Here is a 14400-nt window from a genome sequence, read left to right as displayed (position 1 = left end):
ACCCGCTCGCGAAAGCGCTCAGCCTGCCGTCACGAGCTTCAGCGTTTCTTCGAGCGATGCTGGATCGAACACCGATGCGCCGCCGAGATTGCCGTCGATGCGCTTGGTCAAACCCGCAAGGACCTTGCCCGGGCCGCATTCGATCACGTGCGTGACGCCCTGCGCGGCCATTGCCTGCACGCATTCGACCCAGCGCACCGCACCAGCCGCCTGGCGCACCAGCGCGTCCTTGATTTTGGCCGGCTCGTTGACCACGGCGACGTCGACGTTGTTGATGACGGGAATCGACGGCACCTGCACGTCGATGCTCGCGAGGTATTCGCGCAATTGATCCGACGCCGGCTTGAGCAGCGACGAGTGGAACGGCGCCGACACCGGCAGCGGCAGCGCGCGCTTCGCACCTTTCGCCTTCGCGAATTCGCAGGCTTTCTCGACCGCGGCCTTGTGGCCCGCGATCACGACTTGCGCCGGCGCATTGAAATTGACCGCTTCGACGACGCCCGCGACCGACGCTTCCGCGCAGACCGCGCGCACCGTGTCGTCGTCGAGGCCGAGAATCGCGGCCATGCCGCCTTCGCCCACCGGCACCGCGGTTTGCATCGCCTGCGCGCGAAAACGCACGAGCGGCACCGCGTCGCGGAAAGCTAGCGCGCCGGCCGCGACGAGCGCCGTGTATTCGCCGAGGCTATGGCCGGCGACGATCGCCGGCGCCGGGCCGCACGCCTGCTGCCACGCGCGATAGGTAGCGTAGGCCGCGGTCAGCATGACCGGCTGGGTGTTGGTGGTGAGATTGAGATCTTCGGCGGGGCCTTCGGCGATCAGCTTGCCGAGGTCCTGGTTGAGTGCGTCGGAGGCTTCCTGAACGGTCTCACGCACGACTGCGTGACCGGCGAATGCATTGAGCATGCCGACCGCCTGCGAGCCCTGCCCAGGAAAAACGAACGCGAATTTCATATCGTCCCCAAAATCTGTTTAATCGGATGTGAATGCCGGCCGCGGCTGCCCGATGGCGCGCGGTATTACTCCGGCCGCGCAGGCGCCGCCAGCCACGCCCTGCGATGCGTCGTCGCGCTCAGTAGCGAATGACCGAAGCGCCCCACGTGAAGCCGCCGCCGACGCCCTCGATCAGCACGTTCTGGCCGCGCTTGATGCGGCCGTCGCGCACCGCGACGTCGAGTGCAAGCGGAATGGACGCCGCCGACGTATTGCCGTGCTCGCCGACCGTGACGACCATGCGCTCCTGCGGCAGGCCGAGCTTGCGGCAGGTGCTTTGCATGATGCGGATATTGGCCTGATGCGGAATCAGCCAGTCGATCTGCTCGGGCTTCAGATCGGCTTTTTCCAATGCTTCGATTGCGACCTTCTCCAGCACGTTGACGGCAAGCTTGAACACCGCCTGGCCGTCCATGTGCAGGAACGCGCTGCCAGCGACCACGCCGCCGTTCACGTTGCCCGGCGTGCACAGAATGTTCGAATGGCTGCCGTCGGCGTGCAGCGCGCTCGAGAGCACGCCCGGTTCCTCGGAGGCCTGCAGGATCACCGCGCCGGCGCCGTCGCCGAACAGCACGCAGGTGGTGCGGTCGTTGAAATCGAGGATGCGCGAGAAGGTTTCCGCGCCGACCACGAGGGCCGTGCGATGCTGACCGGTGCGAATCAGACTGTCCACTGTCGCGACGGCGTAAGCGAAGCCTGAGCAGACCGCCTGCACGTCGAACGCGGCGCCCTGATTCTTGATGCCGAGCTTGTTCTGCAGCAGGCAGGCGGTGCTCGGGAATACAAAGTCCGGTGTGGAAGTGGCGACGACGATCAGATCGATGGACTGGGGATCGATGTCCGCCGCTTCGATCGCGCGCTGCGAGGCGATCAACGCGAGGTCGCTGGTCGTGACGTCGGGATCGGCGAAGTGGCGGGCATGGATGCCCGTGCGCGCGACGATCCATTCGTCGCTCGTTTCGACACCTTGCTTGGCGAGACGCTCAGCCAGATCCTGATTGGTGACGCGGTTGGACGGCAGATAGCTGCCGGTGCCCAGCACGCGGGAGTAGATTGTGGATTGAGCCATTATGCCTTCGAGGATTGCGCAGCGTAGGGCTCGGCCGGCTGGCCTGCGATCGGGCTTGCGTGACCCGCACCGCTTGCGTCGCGCGCCGCCTGTTCGAGAGAACCCGCGTTCTCTTCCATCGCTCGCGCAAGGCGCTCCAGCACGCCGTTTTTGACGGCATCATACCCGCGTTTGATAGCCCACTCAAACGCGTAGGCATCGGCGGAACCGTGGCTTTTGATCACGAGACCGCGCAAGCCGAGCAGCGCGGCGCCATTGTATTGCCGATGGTCGACGCGTTTCTTGAAGCGCATCAATACCGGCAGCGCGAGCACCGCCATCACTTTGGTCAGCCACGAACGGCCAAACTCTTCCTTGATGATGTTGGACAGCATCTGCGCGAGACCTTCCGACGTCTTCAGCGCGACATTGCCGACAAAGCCATCGCAGACGATTACGTCGACGGTGCCCTTGTAGATGTCGTCGCCTTCGACATTGCCATGAAAGTTCAGTGTACTCGCACGCAGCAGTTCGCCGGCGCGCTTGATGATGTCGTTGCCCTTGATGACTTCTTCGCCGATGTTGAGCAGGCCAATGGTGGGCCGCTCTTTGCCTTCGAGCGCGGACACCAGCGCGTGCCCCATCTCGGCGAACTGCAGCAGGTGCTGCGGCTCGCAGTCGACGTTGGCGCCCAGGTCGAGCATCATCGTATAGCCGGTGGGATTGGGCAGGGCAAACGCGATGGCCGGGCGTTCGATACCCGACAGCGTTTTCAGCACATAACGCGAGACCGCCATCAGTGCGCCGGTGTTACCGGCGGAAATGCAGGCTTGGGCCTCGCCTTCCTTCACGCGGTTCAGCGCCACGCGCATCGACGAATCTTTTTTCTTGCGCAGCGCGACCTCGACCGGATCGTCCATCGCGACGACCTCGGTAGCAGGCACGACGGTCAGCGCCGGCAGATCCTGAGCCTTGAGCTTCTTCAGCTGCGCACGAATCGCACTTTCAATGCCGACGAGCAGCAACTGCGCATCGGGATGCGAACGAACGAAGTTGACGGCAGCGGGAACGGTCACGGACGGGCCGTGGTCGCCTCCCATGCAATCTATCGTGAGCTTTACTGTCATGGAGTGCGACGAATTTCAGACACAAAAAAGCGGCAGTTGAATGCCGCCTTTTTGCCGAACCGGGAAAATGTCAAGCGAGCCGATCGCTACGCGAAACGCCACAGGGCGCATCGCAGTCGACGATTAGTCGTTCTTCGTCTTGACGACTTTCTTGCCGCGATAGTAGCCGTTCGGGCTAATGTGGTGACGCAGATGCACTTCGCCCGTGCTCGGCTCGACAGCCAGCGGCGCTGCCGTCAGGAAATCGTGCGAACGGTGCATGCCGCGCTTCGACGGCGACTTCTTGTTTTGTTGAACTGCCATGACTAAAACTCCAAAAAATTTTCCGAATTCTAACACAGCCCGATACGGACTTAACCACTGGCCGAATAGCCAATGCGCCAGCATCGCGCCCCCTGCAACTATTCAGTGCTTCTTGCCGCCCGGTCCGTCGCGCTTCAGACTCCCGAGCGCCGCGAACGGATTGCGCCGCTCGCTGGATTGATCCGCCTCGCCGACATCGCCAGCTTCGTGCTGCGCGGCTTCGTCACCCTCCGCTTCGCTGCCGTCCGCACCCGAGACAAGGCTCTCGTGCACTTCAGGACAGACCTCGTGTTTCGGCACGAGCGGCAAGGAAAGCAGCAACTCTTCTTCGATCAAGTCGATGAGATCGAACTGGCGCGAGCCCACGATCACCTCGACTTCATCCTCGTCGAGCGGAAACTCTTCGGCTTCCGCCTCCGTACTGACGATCCGGTAAGTTGCATCGACGTTGAACGCCTGCGAATACGGCGTCAAGCACCGTTGGCATTCGAGCCACGCGGCACCATGAATCGCCAGCCGCAGATAAGGCTGGGGACCTTCGGTGCCGTCGTCCTGCAATTCCGGTTGCGTCGTCCCTTCGGCCTGCCATGTGAACGCGGTGTCGCGATCTGGCGCTTCCGCCGGGACTTCGTTTAACATGCGCGGCAATTGCGAGACGCGCACGACACCCGCAGCCTGACGCCCACTTCGCGCAAATTCGAACAGATCGAGTTCATGCGGGTCGGACGGACCTGCAGGTTTGCCAGGATGTTGAGTCATGTGCGCTCCTGCGTCGGCAAGCAAGTTGCCGGGGTGATTCGCGAAGGACGATCAGATCCGCCGCGAAGATAATCCGGTGTGCGAGGCAGCCTGTGGGGGCCAGTGGCCATTGCGTTCAACCTGCCGAGCTTTCTTCGACCTTCCGGCTGCCGAAAGCCGCTGAACGCGCCGAGACCCTTCAGGCGCAAGCATACCGTGAAAAGCCCAAAATCATATCCGTTTTGTCTTTTCGAGTCAAACACTTAAGCCCGTACGCACACGAGCCTCGCGCGACCCCGTACGACCTGCCTCTTCCGTTGCCCGCAAACCATGTCTGATTCCTCCAAACGCCCGCCACGCCTGATTCTGGCGTCGAGTTCGCAGTATCGCCGCGAGTTGCTCGAACGCCTGCGCGTGCCGTTCGACATCGTCGTGCCCGCGATCGACGAAACCCCACTCGCCGGTGAAACACCCGATACCACTGCGCTGCGCCTTGCCGAAGCCAAAGCGCGCGCGGTCGCCAAAGGCCTCGCCGCCGCCGAACGCACGCTCGTGATCGGCTCCGACCAGGTCGCCACCTATGACGGCCTGCAGATCGGCAAACCCGGCACGCACGACCGGGCGCTCGCGCAGTTGCAGGCGATGCGTGGTCGCGAGGTGCTGTTCCATAGCGCACTGTGTCTGTTCGACAGCGCGACGGACAGCGCGCAGACCGTCGATGTAATCACCCGCGTGCGCTTTCGCAACCTGCCGGACGCGGCCCTCGACGCCTATCTGCGCGCCGAAACGCCGTACGACGTGGCCGGCAGCGCCAAATCCGAAGGACTCGGCATCGCGCTGCTGGAGGCGATCCATTCCGACGACCCGACCGCGCTCGTCGGCCTGCCGCTCATCGCGTTGTCGCACATGCTGCTCGCGGCCGACTATCCGCTGCTGGGGGCATGATGACCGGTACGCTCTATCTGATTCCGAACACGCTCGGCGAAGGCGACGCAAGCGCACTCGAGCTGGTGCTGCCCGCGCCCGTGCGCGCCCGTGCGGCGTCGCTGCACTATTACATTGGCGAAAACGCGAAAACCACGCGCGCGTTCCTGAAAAAAGTCGGCACCGAACGGCCGATCCAGGAGATCGAGATTCGCGAACTGAACGTCAATACGCCGGGCGGGGAAATCGACAAGCTGCTCGCGCCGCTACTCTCGGGCACCGACGCAGGCCTCGTCTCCGAGGCTGGCTGCCCGGCAGTCGCGGACCCGGGCGCACTACTCGTGCGACGCGCTCACGAGCGCGGCGTGAAAGTCGTACCGCTGGTCGGACCGAGTTCGATTCTGCTCGCGCTTATGGCGTCGGGGCTGAACGGCCAGACTTTCGCGTTTCACGGCTACCTGCCCGTCGACGCCGCCGAGCGCGCCAAACGTCTGCGCGATCTCGAGCAACAGTCGCGCAAGAGCAAGCAAACACAGATCTTCATCGAAACGCCGTACCGGAATCGCGCATTGCTCGATACGTTGCTTGCGACCTGCGCGCCGTCGACGCTCGTCTGTGTGGCGGTCGATCTAACGCTGCCGGGCGAAGTCATCGCAAGCCGGAGCGTTGCGGACTGGAAAAAGAAGCCTGAGATCGACCTGCATAAGCGGCCGGCGATCTTTCTGATTCTGGCGGCCTGAGCGCGAGTACCGGGCAGACAGCGAACACCGGGCATACCCGAAACGTGCCGCAAAGACAAAGCCCGCGCAATCGGCCAAAGCCGACCACGCGGGCTTCTTTTATTACTGCACGTTCAACGCAGATTCATTTTTGCGCCGAGCGCCATCGCCCGAACCGCGCCGGCGCCGACCGCAGCGCCGAATTTGCGCGCAACGCGGTCCGTAATGCTCTCTTTTACCGTGTAATCGACGATATCCGGCGCCTTGAAGATCTCTCGCGCGACGTAATCCGCATCACCAAAACCGTCCGCGAGGCCCAATTCGACGCTCTTCTGCCCCGTCCAGAACAGCCCCGAGAACATCTCGGGTGTCTCATGCAGACGCTTCCCGCGCCCCTGACGCACGGCATCGATGAACTGCGAGTGGATCTGATCGAGCATAACCTGCGCGTGTTCGTCCATCTTCGGCGTTTCAGGCGAGAACGGATCGAAAAACCCCTTATTCTCACCCGAGGTGTGCAGCCGGCGCTGAATCCCCAGTTTGTCCATCAGACCGGTGAAACCGAAGCTGTCCATCAGCACCCCGATCGAACCGACGATGCTCGCCTTATCTACATAGATCTTTTCCGCCGCGGCGGCCGCGTAGTAGCCGCCTGATGCGCACATATCGCCAACTACGACATACAGCGGAATAGACGGATACTTCCCGCGCAATCGCCGAACTTCGCTGTTGATAATGCCTGCTTGGACCGGACTGCCGCCCGGGCTGTTGCAATAGAGAATCACGCCGGCGGTATTGGAATCTTCGAAGGCGGAATCGAGGGCAGTGTTGACATCTTGTGCGTTCGCGTTCGTATCCGTCGAGATCTCGCCGTCAAGTGACACCATCGCCGTGTGTCGGCCAGTCGTGGCGACCCGCTCGCCCGAAAAACTCAGCACGCCCAACACTACTAGCGCGAGCACTGCCAGGAACAGGAAACGGAAAAAAATCCGCCAGCGCCGCGCGGCGCGTTGCTCATTGATCGCAGCGAGCGCGATGCGCTCGAGCGCGGCACGCTCCCAGCCGGGCTCGTCGGCGGGTGCACCGGCGCGGCCTCCCGAGGAGGGATCCTTTCCGGGGGTCAAATTGTCGGACATGCGGACAGTGGAAAAATTGGAGAGGAATCAGCGCGTGACCGGCAGCAATTCGCCGTCAGGCAACCAGAATACCGCACGACCCTCAGGCGTATCGCGTTCCTCGACCTGCACGGCCCGCAATCTGCCCCCGCGACACGGCCCACCGACGCATTTGCCGGTATCCGGCGCGTAAATCGCGCCATGTGTCGCGCACATCAAGTATAAGCCGGACGATTCGAAGAACCGCCCTTCCTGCCAGTCGAGCTCCATCGGCACGTGAGCGCAGCGGTTCAGATAGCCGTACGCGCAGCCATCATAGCGGACGAAAAACACCACGGCATCCTGCCCGCCGAGCCGCGCGTCGCGCCGGACGCCTTCGCCACCGTCGACCAGCTCCTCGGCCGCGCAAATGCGCACTGCCTGCGCAGCCGCGGCCGTCGCGGCATTCACGCCGTCGGCGCTCATGCGTTCTCCCGCAGCCAGCTGGACAAATCGCTGATGCTCGAAGCAACGAACTTGGGCGACATCGCAGTCAGCGAATTCGCCGGATGCGCGCCGTAAGTCACGCCGATGCCCGCCACGCCTGCGTTTAGCGCCATCTGCAAGTCGTGCGTCGTATCCCCGATCATCACCGTGCGCGCCGTATCCTGCCCCAGTTCGCGAGTAAGCTCGTGCAGCATTGCCGGATGCGGCTTCGAAAAGGTTTCGTCAGCGCAGCGCGTGCCGTCGAACAGGCTCGTCAGACGTGCCTGATCGAGCGCGCGATTCAGCCCGACGCGGCTCTTGCCGGTCGCGACCGCGAGCAGATAGCCGACATCGCGCAACTCCTGAAGCATTTCGCGCACGCCGGGGAACAGCTCGGTGGTCTGGTCCTTTACCAGAAAATGAAAGCGATAACGCTCGGAAAGCCGCGAATAGTCCGCAGGATCGAGCGTCGGCGCGGCGATCTGCAGTGCGTCGCGCAGGCCCAGGCCGATTACATAGCTCGCGGCTTCGTCGGCGGGAACCGGCAGGCCGAGATCGCGACACGCCGCCTGGATGCTGCGCGTGATATGCGCGGTCGAATCCATCAGCGTGCCATCCCAGTCGAACACGATCAGGTCAAATTGCTCTCTAGCCATGCAAGGTCGTCTCCGGGTTGGACCCAGTGCGTAGTTCGTTGAGTTGTTCTATAAAGCCGCGGCAGTCGGCCGGCAGCGGCGCCTCGAGTTGCAACGGCGCGCCGGTGGCCGGATGCGTGAGCTTGAGCCGGTAAGCGTGCAGAAACATACGCTTGATCCCAGGCTTCGCGTGCGCGCGCGCAAGAGCCTTGTTAAGCGCGAAATCACCGTATTTGGCATCGCCGACGATCGGTAGCGCCAGATGCTGCAAATGCACGCGAATCTGGTGCGTGCGCCCAGTCTTCAGTTCCGCCTCCAACAGCGCGTATTCGGGCCAGAGGTCGACCAGATTGAAGATCGTGTGCGAAGCGAGGCCATCGGCCTGCACGCGCACGCGACGCTCGCCGTCTGCGGTCAGGTATTTGTGCAGCGGCTCCTTCACCGCGCGACGGCGCCCCCAGTCGCTTGCCCATTCGCCGTGCACGCACGCGTAATAGCGCTTGTCCATCCGGTTGTCGCGGATCTGCTCGTGCAGATCGACGAGCGCCGCGCGCTTCTTGGCGAGCATCAGGATGCCCGAGGTCTCGCGATCCAGCCGGTGCACGAGTTCGAGGAATTTCGCCTGGGGCCGCGCCGCGCGCATCTGCTCGATCACGCCGAACGCGACTCCGCTGCCGCCGTGGACCGCGACGCCGGCTGGCTTGTCGATCACCAGCAAATGCTCGTCTTCGAACAGAATGTGAAAGCCCGCCGCGGGCACGGGCACGTGGGCTGCGGCCTGATTCGGCTGGGCGACGCGGATCGGCGGCACACGCACGAGATCGCCCAGTTCGAGCCGGTATTGCGCATCGATCCGGCCCTTGTTCACGCGCACTTCGCCGCTGCGCAGGATGCGGTAAATATGGCTTTTCGGCACGCCCTTGCAGACGCGCAGCAGGAAATTATCGATGCGCTGGCCAGCCGATCGGTCGTCGATTTCGATCCGCGAAACCTGGTCGCCCGAAATCGAGCCTTCGACCGCGCCTGCAACCGATCTCTGGGATGTTTTGCCTAACTCTTTCATTCTGAATATAATTTGCCCAGCAGTCCGCGACGGCCGGCGCGGTGTCCGCACAGCGTCCGGAATGCGGGTGGATTGCGCGAGCGCAAGCGATAAACCGTTATTTTACTTGCGCCGGGGTCTGGTTGCTCACCCTGAAAATGAGATGCAACAAGTTGCACGCACGAAGTCAGCACCCGGCAGGGACGGCGCCCGCAGGCGCGTTCGGTCAAGGTCGGCTTCGACGGTAACGGAATTTTGGTAAAAAAGAATTTAGCTTCCAGCTTCGTGATCCGGGTGGTATGACGCCCTGCTGGACGAAGCTGCAAGTCGCGAAAATACGGCGTGCGCCCGAGGCGTCTTGTAGAAAGTACAAGACATGGCGACGTCAAAAGAAAGGCGAGACACCCCCAGCAGGAAAAGACGCGCCGCCTGCGCGAACTTCCCGTTGCGGCATGACCGCGGACTTCGGCCCTTCGCTCGCGCGCCCAGTTGGCGCGCCCGCTTCACAGGACGAAGACTTATGAAGGTCTGCTGGCTAAACGCGGCGTGTCAGGCCATGATTTGAAGCCGTGTTCGCATGTGCCCTGCGGCACCGTGCCCATCTTTCCATCGGGCCGGGCCCTCTCAGGCAATTCTCCCGCCATCTTTCCCGCTCCAGCGTGCTTGTGAAAACACAATAAGACGCGGCACGCCTGCCCTTTACGCTCTCGCGACTGACAACCGCGCAGGTGGGCCGGCGAGGCCGCTCTGGAGCCGTTCAATGAAACGAATGTTGTTCAATGCGACGCAGCAGGAAGAACTGCGCGTCGCCATCGTCGATGGGCAAAAACTCATCGACATTGACATCGAAACCGCCGGGCGCGAACAGCGCAAAGGCAATATTTACAAGGGCATCATCACGCGCATCGAGCCGTCGCTCGAGGCCTGCTTCGTCAACTACGGCGAAGACCGCCACGGCTTCCTGCCGTTCAAGGAAGTCGCCCGGCAGTACTTCCGCGATGGCGTCGACATGCGTTCTGCACGCATCCAGGACGCGCTGAAGGAAGGTCAGGAACTGATCGTCCAGGTCGAAAAAGAAGAACGCGGCAACAAGGGCGCGGCCCTGACCACGTTCATCTCGCTCGCCGGCCGATATCTGGTCCTGATGCCGAATAACCCGCGTGGCGGCGGCGTGTCGCGCCGGATCGAAGGCGACGACCGTCAGGAACTGCGCGAAACCATGGCGCAGCTGCAACTGCCGGAAGGCATGAGCATCATCGCGCGCACGGCCGGCATCGGCCGCAGCGCCGAAGAGCTGCAATGGGACCTGAATTACCTGATGCAGCTATGGCGCGCGATCGAAGCCGCGTCGCAAAGCGGCACGGCCGGCCAGCCGATGCTGATCTATCTCGAATCGAGCCTCGTAATCCGCGCGATTCGCGACTACTTCCAGCCCGATATCGGCGAAATCCTGATCGACACGACCGAAATCCATGACCAGGCACGCGCCTTCATGGACATCGTGATGCCGGATAATGTCAGCAAGGTGAAGCGGTATCACGACGACGTGCCGCTGTTCTCGCGTTTCCAGATCGAGCACCAGATCGAAACCGCGTACTCGCGCACCGTGCCGCTGCCGTCGGGCGGCGCGATCGTCATCGACCACACCGAAGCGCTCGTCGCGATCGACGTGAACTCGGCGCGCGCAACCAAGGGCGCCGACATCGAGGAAACGGCCGCGCGCACGAACCTCGAAGCCGCCGACGAAGTCGCCCGCCAGCTGCGTCTGCGCGACCTGGGCGGGCTGATCGTGATCGACTTCATCGACATGGAGTCGGCCAAGAGCCAGCGCGAAGTCGAGCAGCGTCTTAAAGACGCGCTGAAGCACGACCGCGCCCGCGTCCAGATGGGCAAGATTTCGCGCTTCGGCCTGATGGAGCTGTCGCGCCAGCGTCTGCGTCCGGCGCTGTCGGAAGGCAGTCACGTCACGTGTCCGCGTTGCAACGGCACGGGTCACATCCGCGATACCGAATCGTCCGCGCTGCAAGTGCTGCGGATCATTCAGGAAGAAGCGATGAAGGAAAACACCGCGGCGATCCACTGCCAGGTGCCGGTCGAAGTGACCGCCTTCCTGTTGAACGAGAAGCGCGCCGAAATCAACAAGATCGAGTCGCGTTTCAAGGTCAACGTCGTGCTGATCCCCAACAAGCACCTCGATACGCCGCACTACAAGCTCGAGCGTCTGCGTCACGACGACGCGCGCCTCGACGATCCGCGCGCATCGTGGAAGATGGCCGAAGAAGCAGCCCGCGAGCTCGAATCGGAAACCGGCTACAGCAAGCGCACCGAGGAAGTGAAGCCGAAGCAGGAAGCGGCGGTCAAGGGCATCACGCCCGAGAAGCCGGCTCCGAGCGCGCCGGTCCGCCCGGCGGCTACCCCCGCTCCGGTCGCGGTGACGCCGGCCAGCGGCGGCTTCATCGGCTGGCTGAAGAATTTGTTCGGCATGCAGCCGGCCGCTCCGGCACCTGCCGCACCGGCCACGACCGACAAGCAGGCCCGTCCGCAACGCGGCGAACGCGCCGAGCGCGGTGAGCGCACCGGCGAGCGCGGCGGCGATCGCAACCGCAATCGCCGTGGCGGCGCAGGCGGCCGTGACGCGGCAGCGCGTGGCGAAGGCGTCACCGGCGGCCGTCAGGCGCAAGCTCAGCAGCCGTCGCAGCGTCGCGAGGAACGCGAAGGCCGCGAGGCACGCGAAGGCCGTGAGCCGCGCGCGCCGCGTGAGCAACGCGAACCGCGTGAGGCTCGTGAAGGCCGCGAACCGCGTGAGGCTCGCGAGCCGCGTGAAGCACGCGAACGCGACACCCGCGGCGCCGAGCGCGCGGAAGCAGTCGAAGGCACGGCACGCGCCGAACGTCAGGAACGCGGTGAGCGCCGCGAGCGTGGCGAACGCGCTGAACGCGTCGAGCGTGGCGAGCGTCGCAAGCCGCAGGCGGAAGCCGCCGCGGCGCTGACGCAAACCGACACGCAAGCCGCCGACGAACTCGCCCGCAACCGCGCCGCAGCCGGTGAAAACGGCGTGCCGGTCGATCAGGAAGCGGTCGCACGGGACGGTGAAGAGCGTCGTCGTCGCCGTCGCGGCCGTCGTGGTGGTCGTCGCGAGCGTGAAGAGGACGTGAATGGCAACCTCGCGGCGGACGTCGCGGAAGCGGAAGGTGACAACGTTGCCGCCAGCGACGAAGCGCCGGTGCGTATCGAGCAGCCTGTCGAGCACAAGCCTGCGGCCAGCGAAGCGAAGGACGTGACCCCGGTCGAAGTGGTGGTCGCCGCTGTCGCAACCCAAAGCGCCGTCGTGACCGAACTGCATGCGGCAGCCGAAACGCCGGCTCTCGCCGCGGAACATGCCGCTAAGACCGAAAAGGTCGTGCCGGTCGAGCAAGCCCCGGTTGCGGCGCAACCGGCTATCGAAACGCCGGCGCAAGCAGAGCAAGCCGCGCCGGCCGCGAGCGAACCGGTCGCGCCGGTTGCCCCGGTCGAACCGGCCGCGCATGCCGAATCGCCGGCAGTCGAGCCGGCACTGGAAGTGCAGCCGAGCGTCCCGACCGAACCGCAAGCCGCCCCGGCTGCGCTCGACACCGCGGCTCCGGCCACGATCGTCGAGGCACCGGCAGCCGTGCCGGCGCCGCAGGCCGAGATCGTCGAGCCGCAACCGGTCGTCGCACCGGAACCGGCCGTGTCCGAACCGGCGCCCGTCGCCGCGGCCGCGCAGCCGGCTCCCGTGCGCAGCGCAGCGCCCCCCGCCGCATCGGCCGATGCATTGCAGCCGATCCTCGAGCAAGCTGGCCTGATCTGGGTGAACACCGACGCCGACAAACTGCGTGCCGCGCAGGAAGCGGCGGCGCAGACGGTCAAGCCGCCGCGTGTGGTCCGTGAGCGCAAGGCGCTGCCGCCGGTCGACAACACGCCGATGCAACAGATCGAAACGATTAAGCATCCGCAGTAAGCCGCGTCGTTGTACTTGAAAAAGCCCGCCCTTCCTGGCGGGCTTTTTTTTGGGACGGTGACCCATCCTGGCCGCGAGCCGCGCCACTTCGCTCCCCGTAAACCCCCACAACGCGCGCCGCCCGCCTGCCACCACGGGCATTTCCGATAGAATTAATCATCCGCCGTCCGATAAAGCCTCTGACGAAGCACTTCATGTCACGACGCATCATCCCTGTTGCCGATCTCAGCGCGGCGCCGGTCATCACCGGCCCAGAGCAGACGCCTAGCGGCGCGCTGCACGATGCGCTCGCGCGTCCGCTGCACGATCTGCGCATCTCGGTGACGGACCGCTGCAACTTCCGTTGCGTCTACTGCATGCCGCGCGCGGTGTTCGACAAGGACTATGCATTCCTGCCGCACAGCGCGCTGTTGAGCTTCGAGGAGATCGAGCGGCTCGCGCAGCTGTTCGTCGCGCATGGCGTCGAGAAGATTCGCCTGACGGGCGGCGAGCCGCTGCTGCGCAAGAACCTCGAATTCCTGATCGACCGGCTCGCCCGCTTGACCACCCCCGCCGGCCGTCCACTCGATCTCACGCTGACCACCAACGGCTCGTTGCTGGCGCGCAAGGCGCGCAGCCTGAAGGACGCCGGCCTCACGCGCGTGACCGTCAGCCTCGACGCGCTCGACGACGCACTGTTTCGCCGCATGAACGACGCCGACTTCGCGGTCGCCGACGTGCTCGACGGCATCGCCGCCGCTCAGGCGGTCGGGCTCGCGCCGATCAAAGTGAACATGGTCGTCAAACGCGGTACCAACGACGGCGAAATCGTCCCGATGGCGCGTCATTTCAGAGGCACGGGCACGGTGCTGCGCTTCATCGAGTACATGGACGTCGGCACCTCGAACGGCTGGAACATGACCGAAGTGCTGCCTTCCGCCGACGTCGTCACGCGCATCGCCGAGCATTTCCCGCTCGTTCCGCTCGAAGCGCACAGCGCCGCCGAAACCGCGCAACGCTGGGGCTATGTCGACGGCGGCGGCGAGATCGGCGTCATTTCGAGCGTGACCCGCGCGTTCTGCGGCAATTGCACGCGCGCGCGTTTGTCGACCGAGGGCAAGCTGTACCTGTGCCTGTTCGCATCGAGCGGGCATGACCTGCGCGCGCTGTTGCGCGGCGGCGCGAGCGATGCCGAGATCGCCACCGCCATCGCCGAAATCTGGCAGGGCCGCAGTGACCGCTACTCGCAGCTGCGCGGCAGCCAGCCGGCCGATTCGAGCGAGCCGGCCGGGCGTCGCGTTGAAATGTCCTACATCGGCGGCTGAGCGGCCGG

At 64.3% G+C, this 14400-nt stretch carries 13 protein-coding genes; 4 read left to right on the top strand and 9 right to left on the bottom strand.

Features of this window, described 5'->3' with window-relative positions; genetic code table 11:
* Positions 1-18 precede the first annotated feature (18 nt).
* From fabD to QFZ91_RS19855, 5 genes are all read right to left on the bottom strand, one after another.
* Complete coding sequence (fabD, locus tag QFZ91_RS19875; protein ID WP_429568173.1) at positions 19-954, bottom strand: ACP S-malonyltransferase; 936 nt, start codon at positions 952-954, stop codon at positions 19-21.
* 118 nt (positions 955-1072) lie between these two features.
* The gene (locus QFZ91_RS19870) at positions 1073-2062 is read right to left on the bottom strand and encodes a beta-ketoacyl-ACP synthase III (RefSeq protein ID WP_429568172.1); all 990 of its coding nucleotides are present in this window, start codon (positions 2060-2062) and stop codon (positions 1073-1075) included.
* Positions 2062-3168: a phosphate acyltransferase PlsX gene (gene plsX / locus QFZ91_RS19865; RefSeq protein ID WP_013090058.1), complete on the bottom strand. Its 1107-nt coding sequence runs from the start codon at positions 3166-3168 to the stop codon at positions 2062-2064. Before plsX ends, QFZ91_RS19870 begins: the two co-directional genes overlap by 1 nt.
* 123 nt (positions 3169-3291) lie before the next feature.
* Positions 3292-3471, bottom strand: a complete 180-nt coding sequence (rpmF, locus tag QFZ91_RS19860) for a 50S ribosomal protein L32 (RefSeq protein ID WP_006401275.1) — start codon at positions 3469-3471, stop codon at positions 3292-3294.
* A 102-nt stretch (positions 3472-3573) separates the two neighbouring features.
* Complete coding sequence (locus QFZ91_RS19855) at positions 3574-4230, bottom strand: DUF177 domain-containing protein (protein WP_429568171.1); 657 nt, start codon at positions 4228-4230, stop codon at positions 3574-3576.
* A gap of 309 nt (positions 4231-4539) precedes the next feature.
* Here QFZ91_RS19855 and QFZ91_RS19850 point away from each other — a divergent pair, with 309 nt between their 5' ends.
* Both QFZ91_RS19850 and QFZ91_RS19845 read left to right on the top strand, forming a co-directional pair.
* The gene (locus QFZ91_RS19850) at positions 4540-5154 is read left to right on the top strand and encodes a Maf-like protein (RefSeq protein ID WP_429568170.1); all 615 of its coding nucleotides are present in this window, start codon (positions 4540-4542) and stop codon (positions 5152-5154) included.
* On the top strand, positions 5154-5873 hold the full coding sequence (locus QFZ91_RS19845) for an SAM-dependent methyltransferase (RefSeq protein ID WP_368716338.1): 720 nt from the start codon (positions 5154-5156) through the stop codon (positions 5871-5873). The genes QFZ91_RS19850 and QFZ91_RS19845 overlap by 1 nt, the downstream gene beginning before the upstream one ends.
* Before the next feature lie 113 nt (positions 5874-5986).
* Here QFZ91_RS19845 and QFZ91_RS19840 read toward each other — a convergent pair whose 3' ends face one another.
* The 4 genes from QFZ91_RS19840 to QFZ91_RS19825 are packed head-to-tail and all read right to left on the bottom strand — an operon-like array spanning position 5987 to position 9130.
* Positions 5987-6988, bottom strand: a complete 1002-nt coding sequence (locus tag QFZ91_RS19840; protein WP_429568169.1) for a S49 family peptidase — start codon at positions 6986-6988, stop codon at positions 5987-5989.
* A 27-nt stretch (positions 6989-7015) separates the two neighbouring features.
* The gene (locus QFZ91_RS19835; RefSeq protein WP_176380342.1) at positions 7016-7432 is read right to left on the bottom strand and encodes a Rieske (2Fe-2S) protein; all 417 of its coding nucleotides are present in this window, start codon (positions 7430-7432) and stop codon (positions 7016-7018) included.
* Positions 7429-8088: an HAD-IA family hydrolase gene (locus tag QFZ91_RS19830; protein WP_176380341.1), complete on the bottom strand. Its 660-nt coding sequence runs from the start codon at positions 8086-8088 to the stop codon at positions 7429-7431. Before QFZ91_RS19830 ends, QFZ91_RS19835 begins: the two co-directional genes overlap by 4 nt.
* Positions 8081-9130: an RluA family pseudouridine synthase gene (locus QFZ91_RS19825; protein ID WP_429568168.1), complete on the bottom strand. Its 1050-nt coding sequence runs from the start codon at positions 9128-9130 to the stop codon at positions 8081-8083. Before QFZ91_RS19825 ends, QFZ91_RS19830 begins: the two co-directional genes overlap by 8 nt.
* A 739-nt stretch (positions 9131-9869) precedes the next feature.
* Here QFZ91_RS19825 and QFZ91_RS19820 point away from each other — a divergent pair.
* Entirely contained in the window at positions 9870-13088 is a 3219-nt protein-coding gene (locus tag QFZ91_RS19820) for an Rne/Rng family ribonuclease (protein ID WP_429568167.1), read from the top strand.
* Between the two features lie 194 nt (positions 13089-13282).
* Positions 13283-14392 carry a GTP 3',8-cyclase MoaA gene (gene moaA, locus QFZ91_RS19815; protein WP_176124182.1) on the top strand — a complete coding sequence of 370 codons (1110 nt, stop codon included), beginning with the start codon at positions 13283-13285 and terminating at the stop codon, positions 14390-14392.
* Positions 14393-14400: the final 8 nt, after the last annotated feature.

The sequence above is a fragment of the Paraburkholderia sp. JPY419 genome (genome assembly GCF_050435705.1).
GTDB classification, from domain to species: domain Bacteria; phylum Pseudomonadota; class Gammaproteobacteria; order Burkholderiales; family Burkholderiaceae; genus Paraburkholderia; species Paraburkholderia youngii.
This window is presented reverse-complemented; position numbering and strand designations above follow the sequence as displayed.

Coding starts and splice junctions, on each gene's coding strand:
- QFZ91_RS19840 (WP_429568169.1), bottom strand. CDS start 6,988: ATGTCCGACAATTTGACCCCCGGAAAGGATCCCTCCTCGGGAGGCCGC.
- QFZ91_RS19850 (WP_429568170.1), top strand. CDS start 4,540: ATGTCTGATTCCTCCAAACGCCCGCCACGCCTGATTCTGGCGTCGAGT.
- QFZ91_RS19845 (WP_368716338.1), top strand. CDS start 5,154: ATGACCGGTACGCTCTATCTGATTCCGAACACGCTCGGCGAAGGCGAC.
- fabD (WP_429568173.1), bottom strand. CDS start 954: ATGAAATTCGCGTTCGTTTTTCCTGGGCAGGGCTCGCAGGCGGTCGGC.
- QFZ91_RS19835 (WP_176380342.1), bottom strand. CDS start 7,432: ATGAGCGCCGACGGCGTGAATGCCGCGACGGCCGCGGCTGCGCAGGCA.
- QFZ91_RS19820 (WP_429568167.1), top strand. CDS start 9,870: ATGAAACGAATGTTGTTCAATGCGACGCAGCAGGAAGAACTGCGCGTC.
- moaA (WP_176124182.1), top strand. CDS start 13,283: ATGTCACGACGCATCATCCCTGTTGCCGATCTCAGCGCGGCGCCGGTC.
- QFZ91_RS19870 (WP_429568172.1), bottom strand. CDS start 2,062: ATGGCTCAATCCACAATCTACTCCCGCGTGCTGGGCACCGGCAGCTAT.
- QFZ91_RS19830 (WP_176380341.1), bottom strand. CDS start 8,088: ATGGCTAGAGAGCAATTTGACCTGATCGTGTTCGACTGGGATGGCACG.
- rpmF (WP_006401275.1), bottom strand. CDS start 3,471: ATGGCAGTTCAACAAAACAAGAAGTCGCCGTCGAAGCGCGGCATGCAC.
- QFZ91_RS19825 (WP_429568168.1), bottom strand. CDS start 9,130: ATGAAAGAGTTAGGCAAAACATCCCAGAGATCGGTTGCAGGCGCGGTC.
- plsX (WP_013090058.1), bottom strand. CDS start 3,168: ATGACAGTAAAGCTCACGATAGATTGCATGGGAGGCGACCACGGCCCG.
- QFZ91_RS19855 (WP_429568171.1), bottom strand. CDS start 4,230: ATGACTCAACATCCTGGCAAACCTGCAGGTCCGTCCGACCCGCATGAA.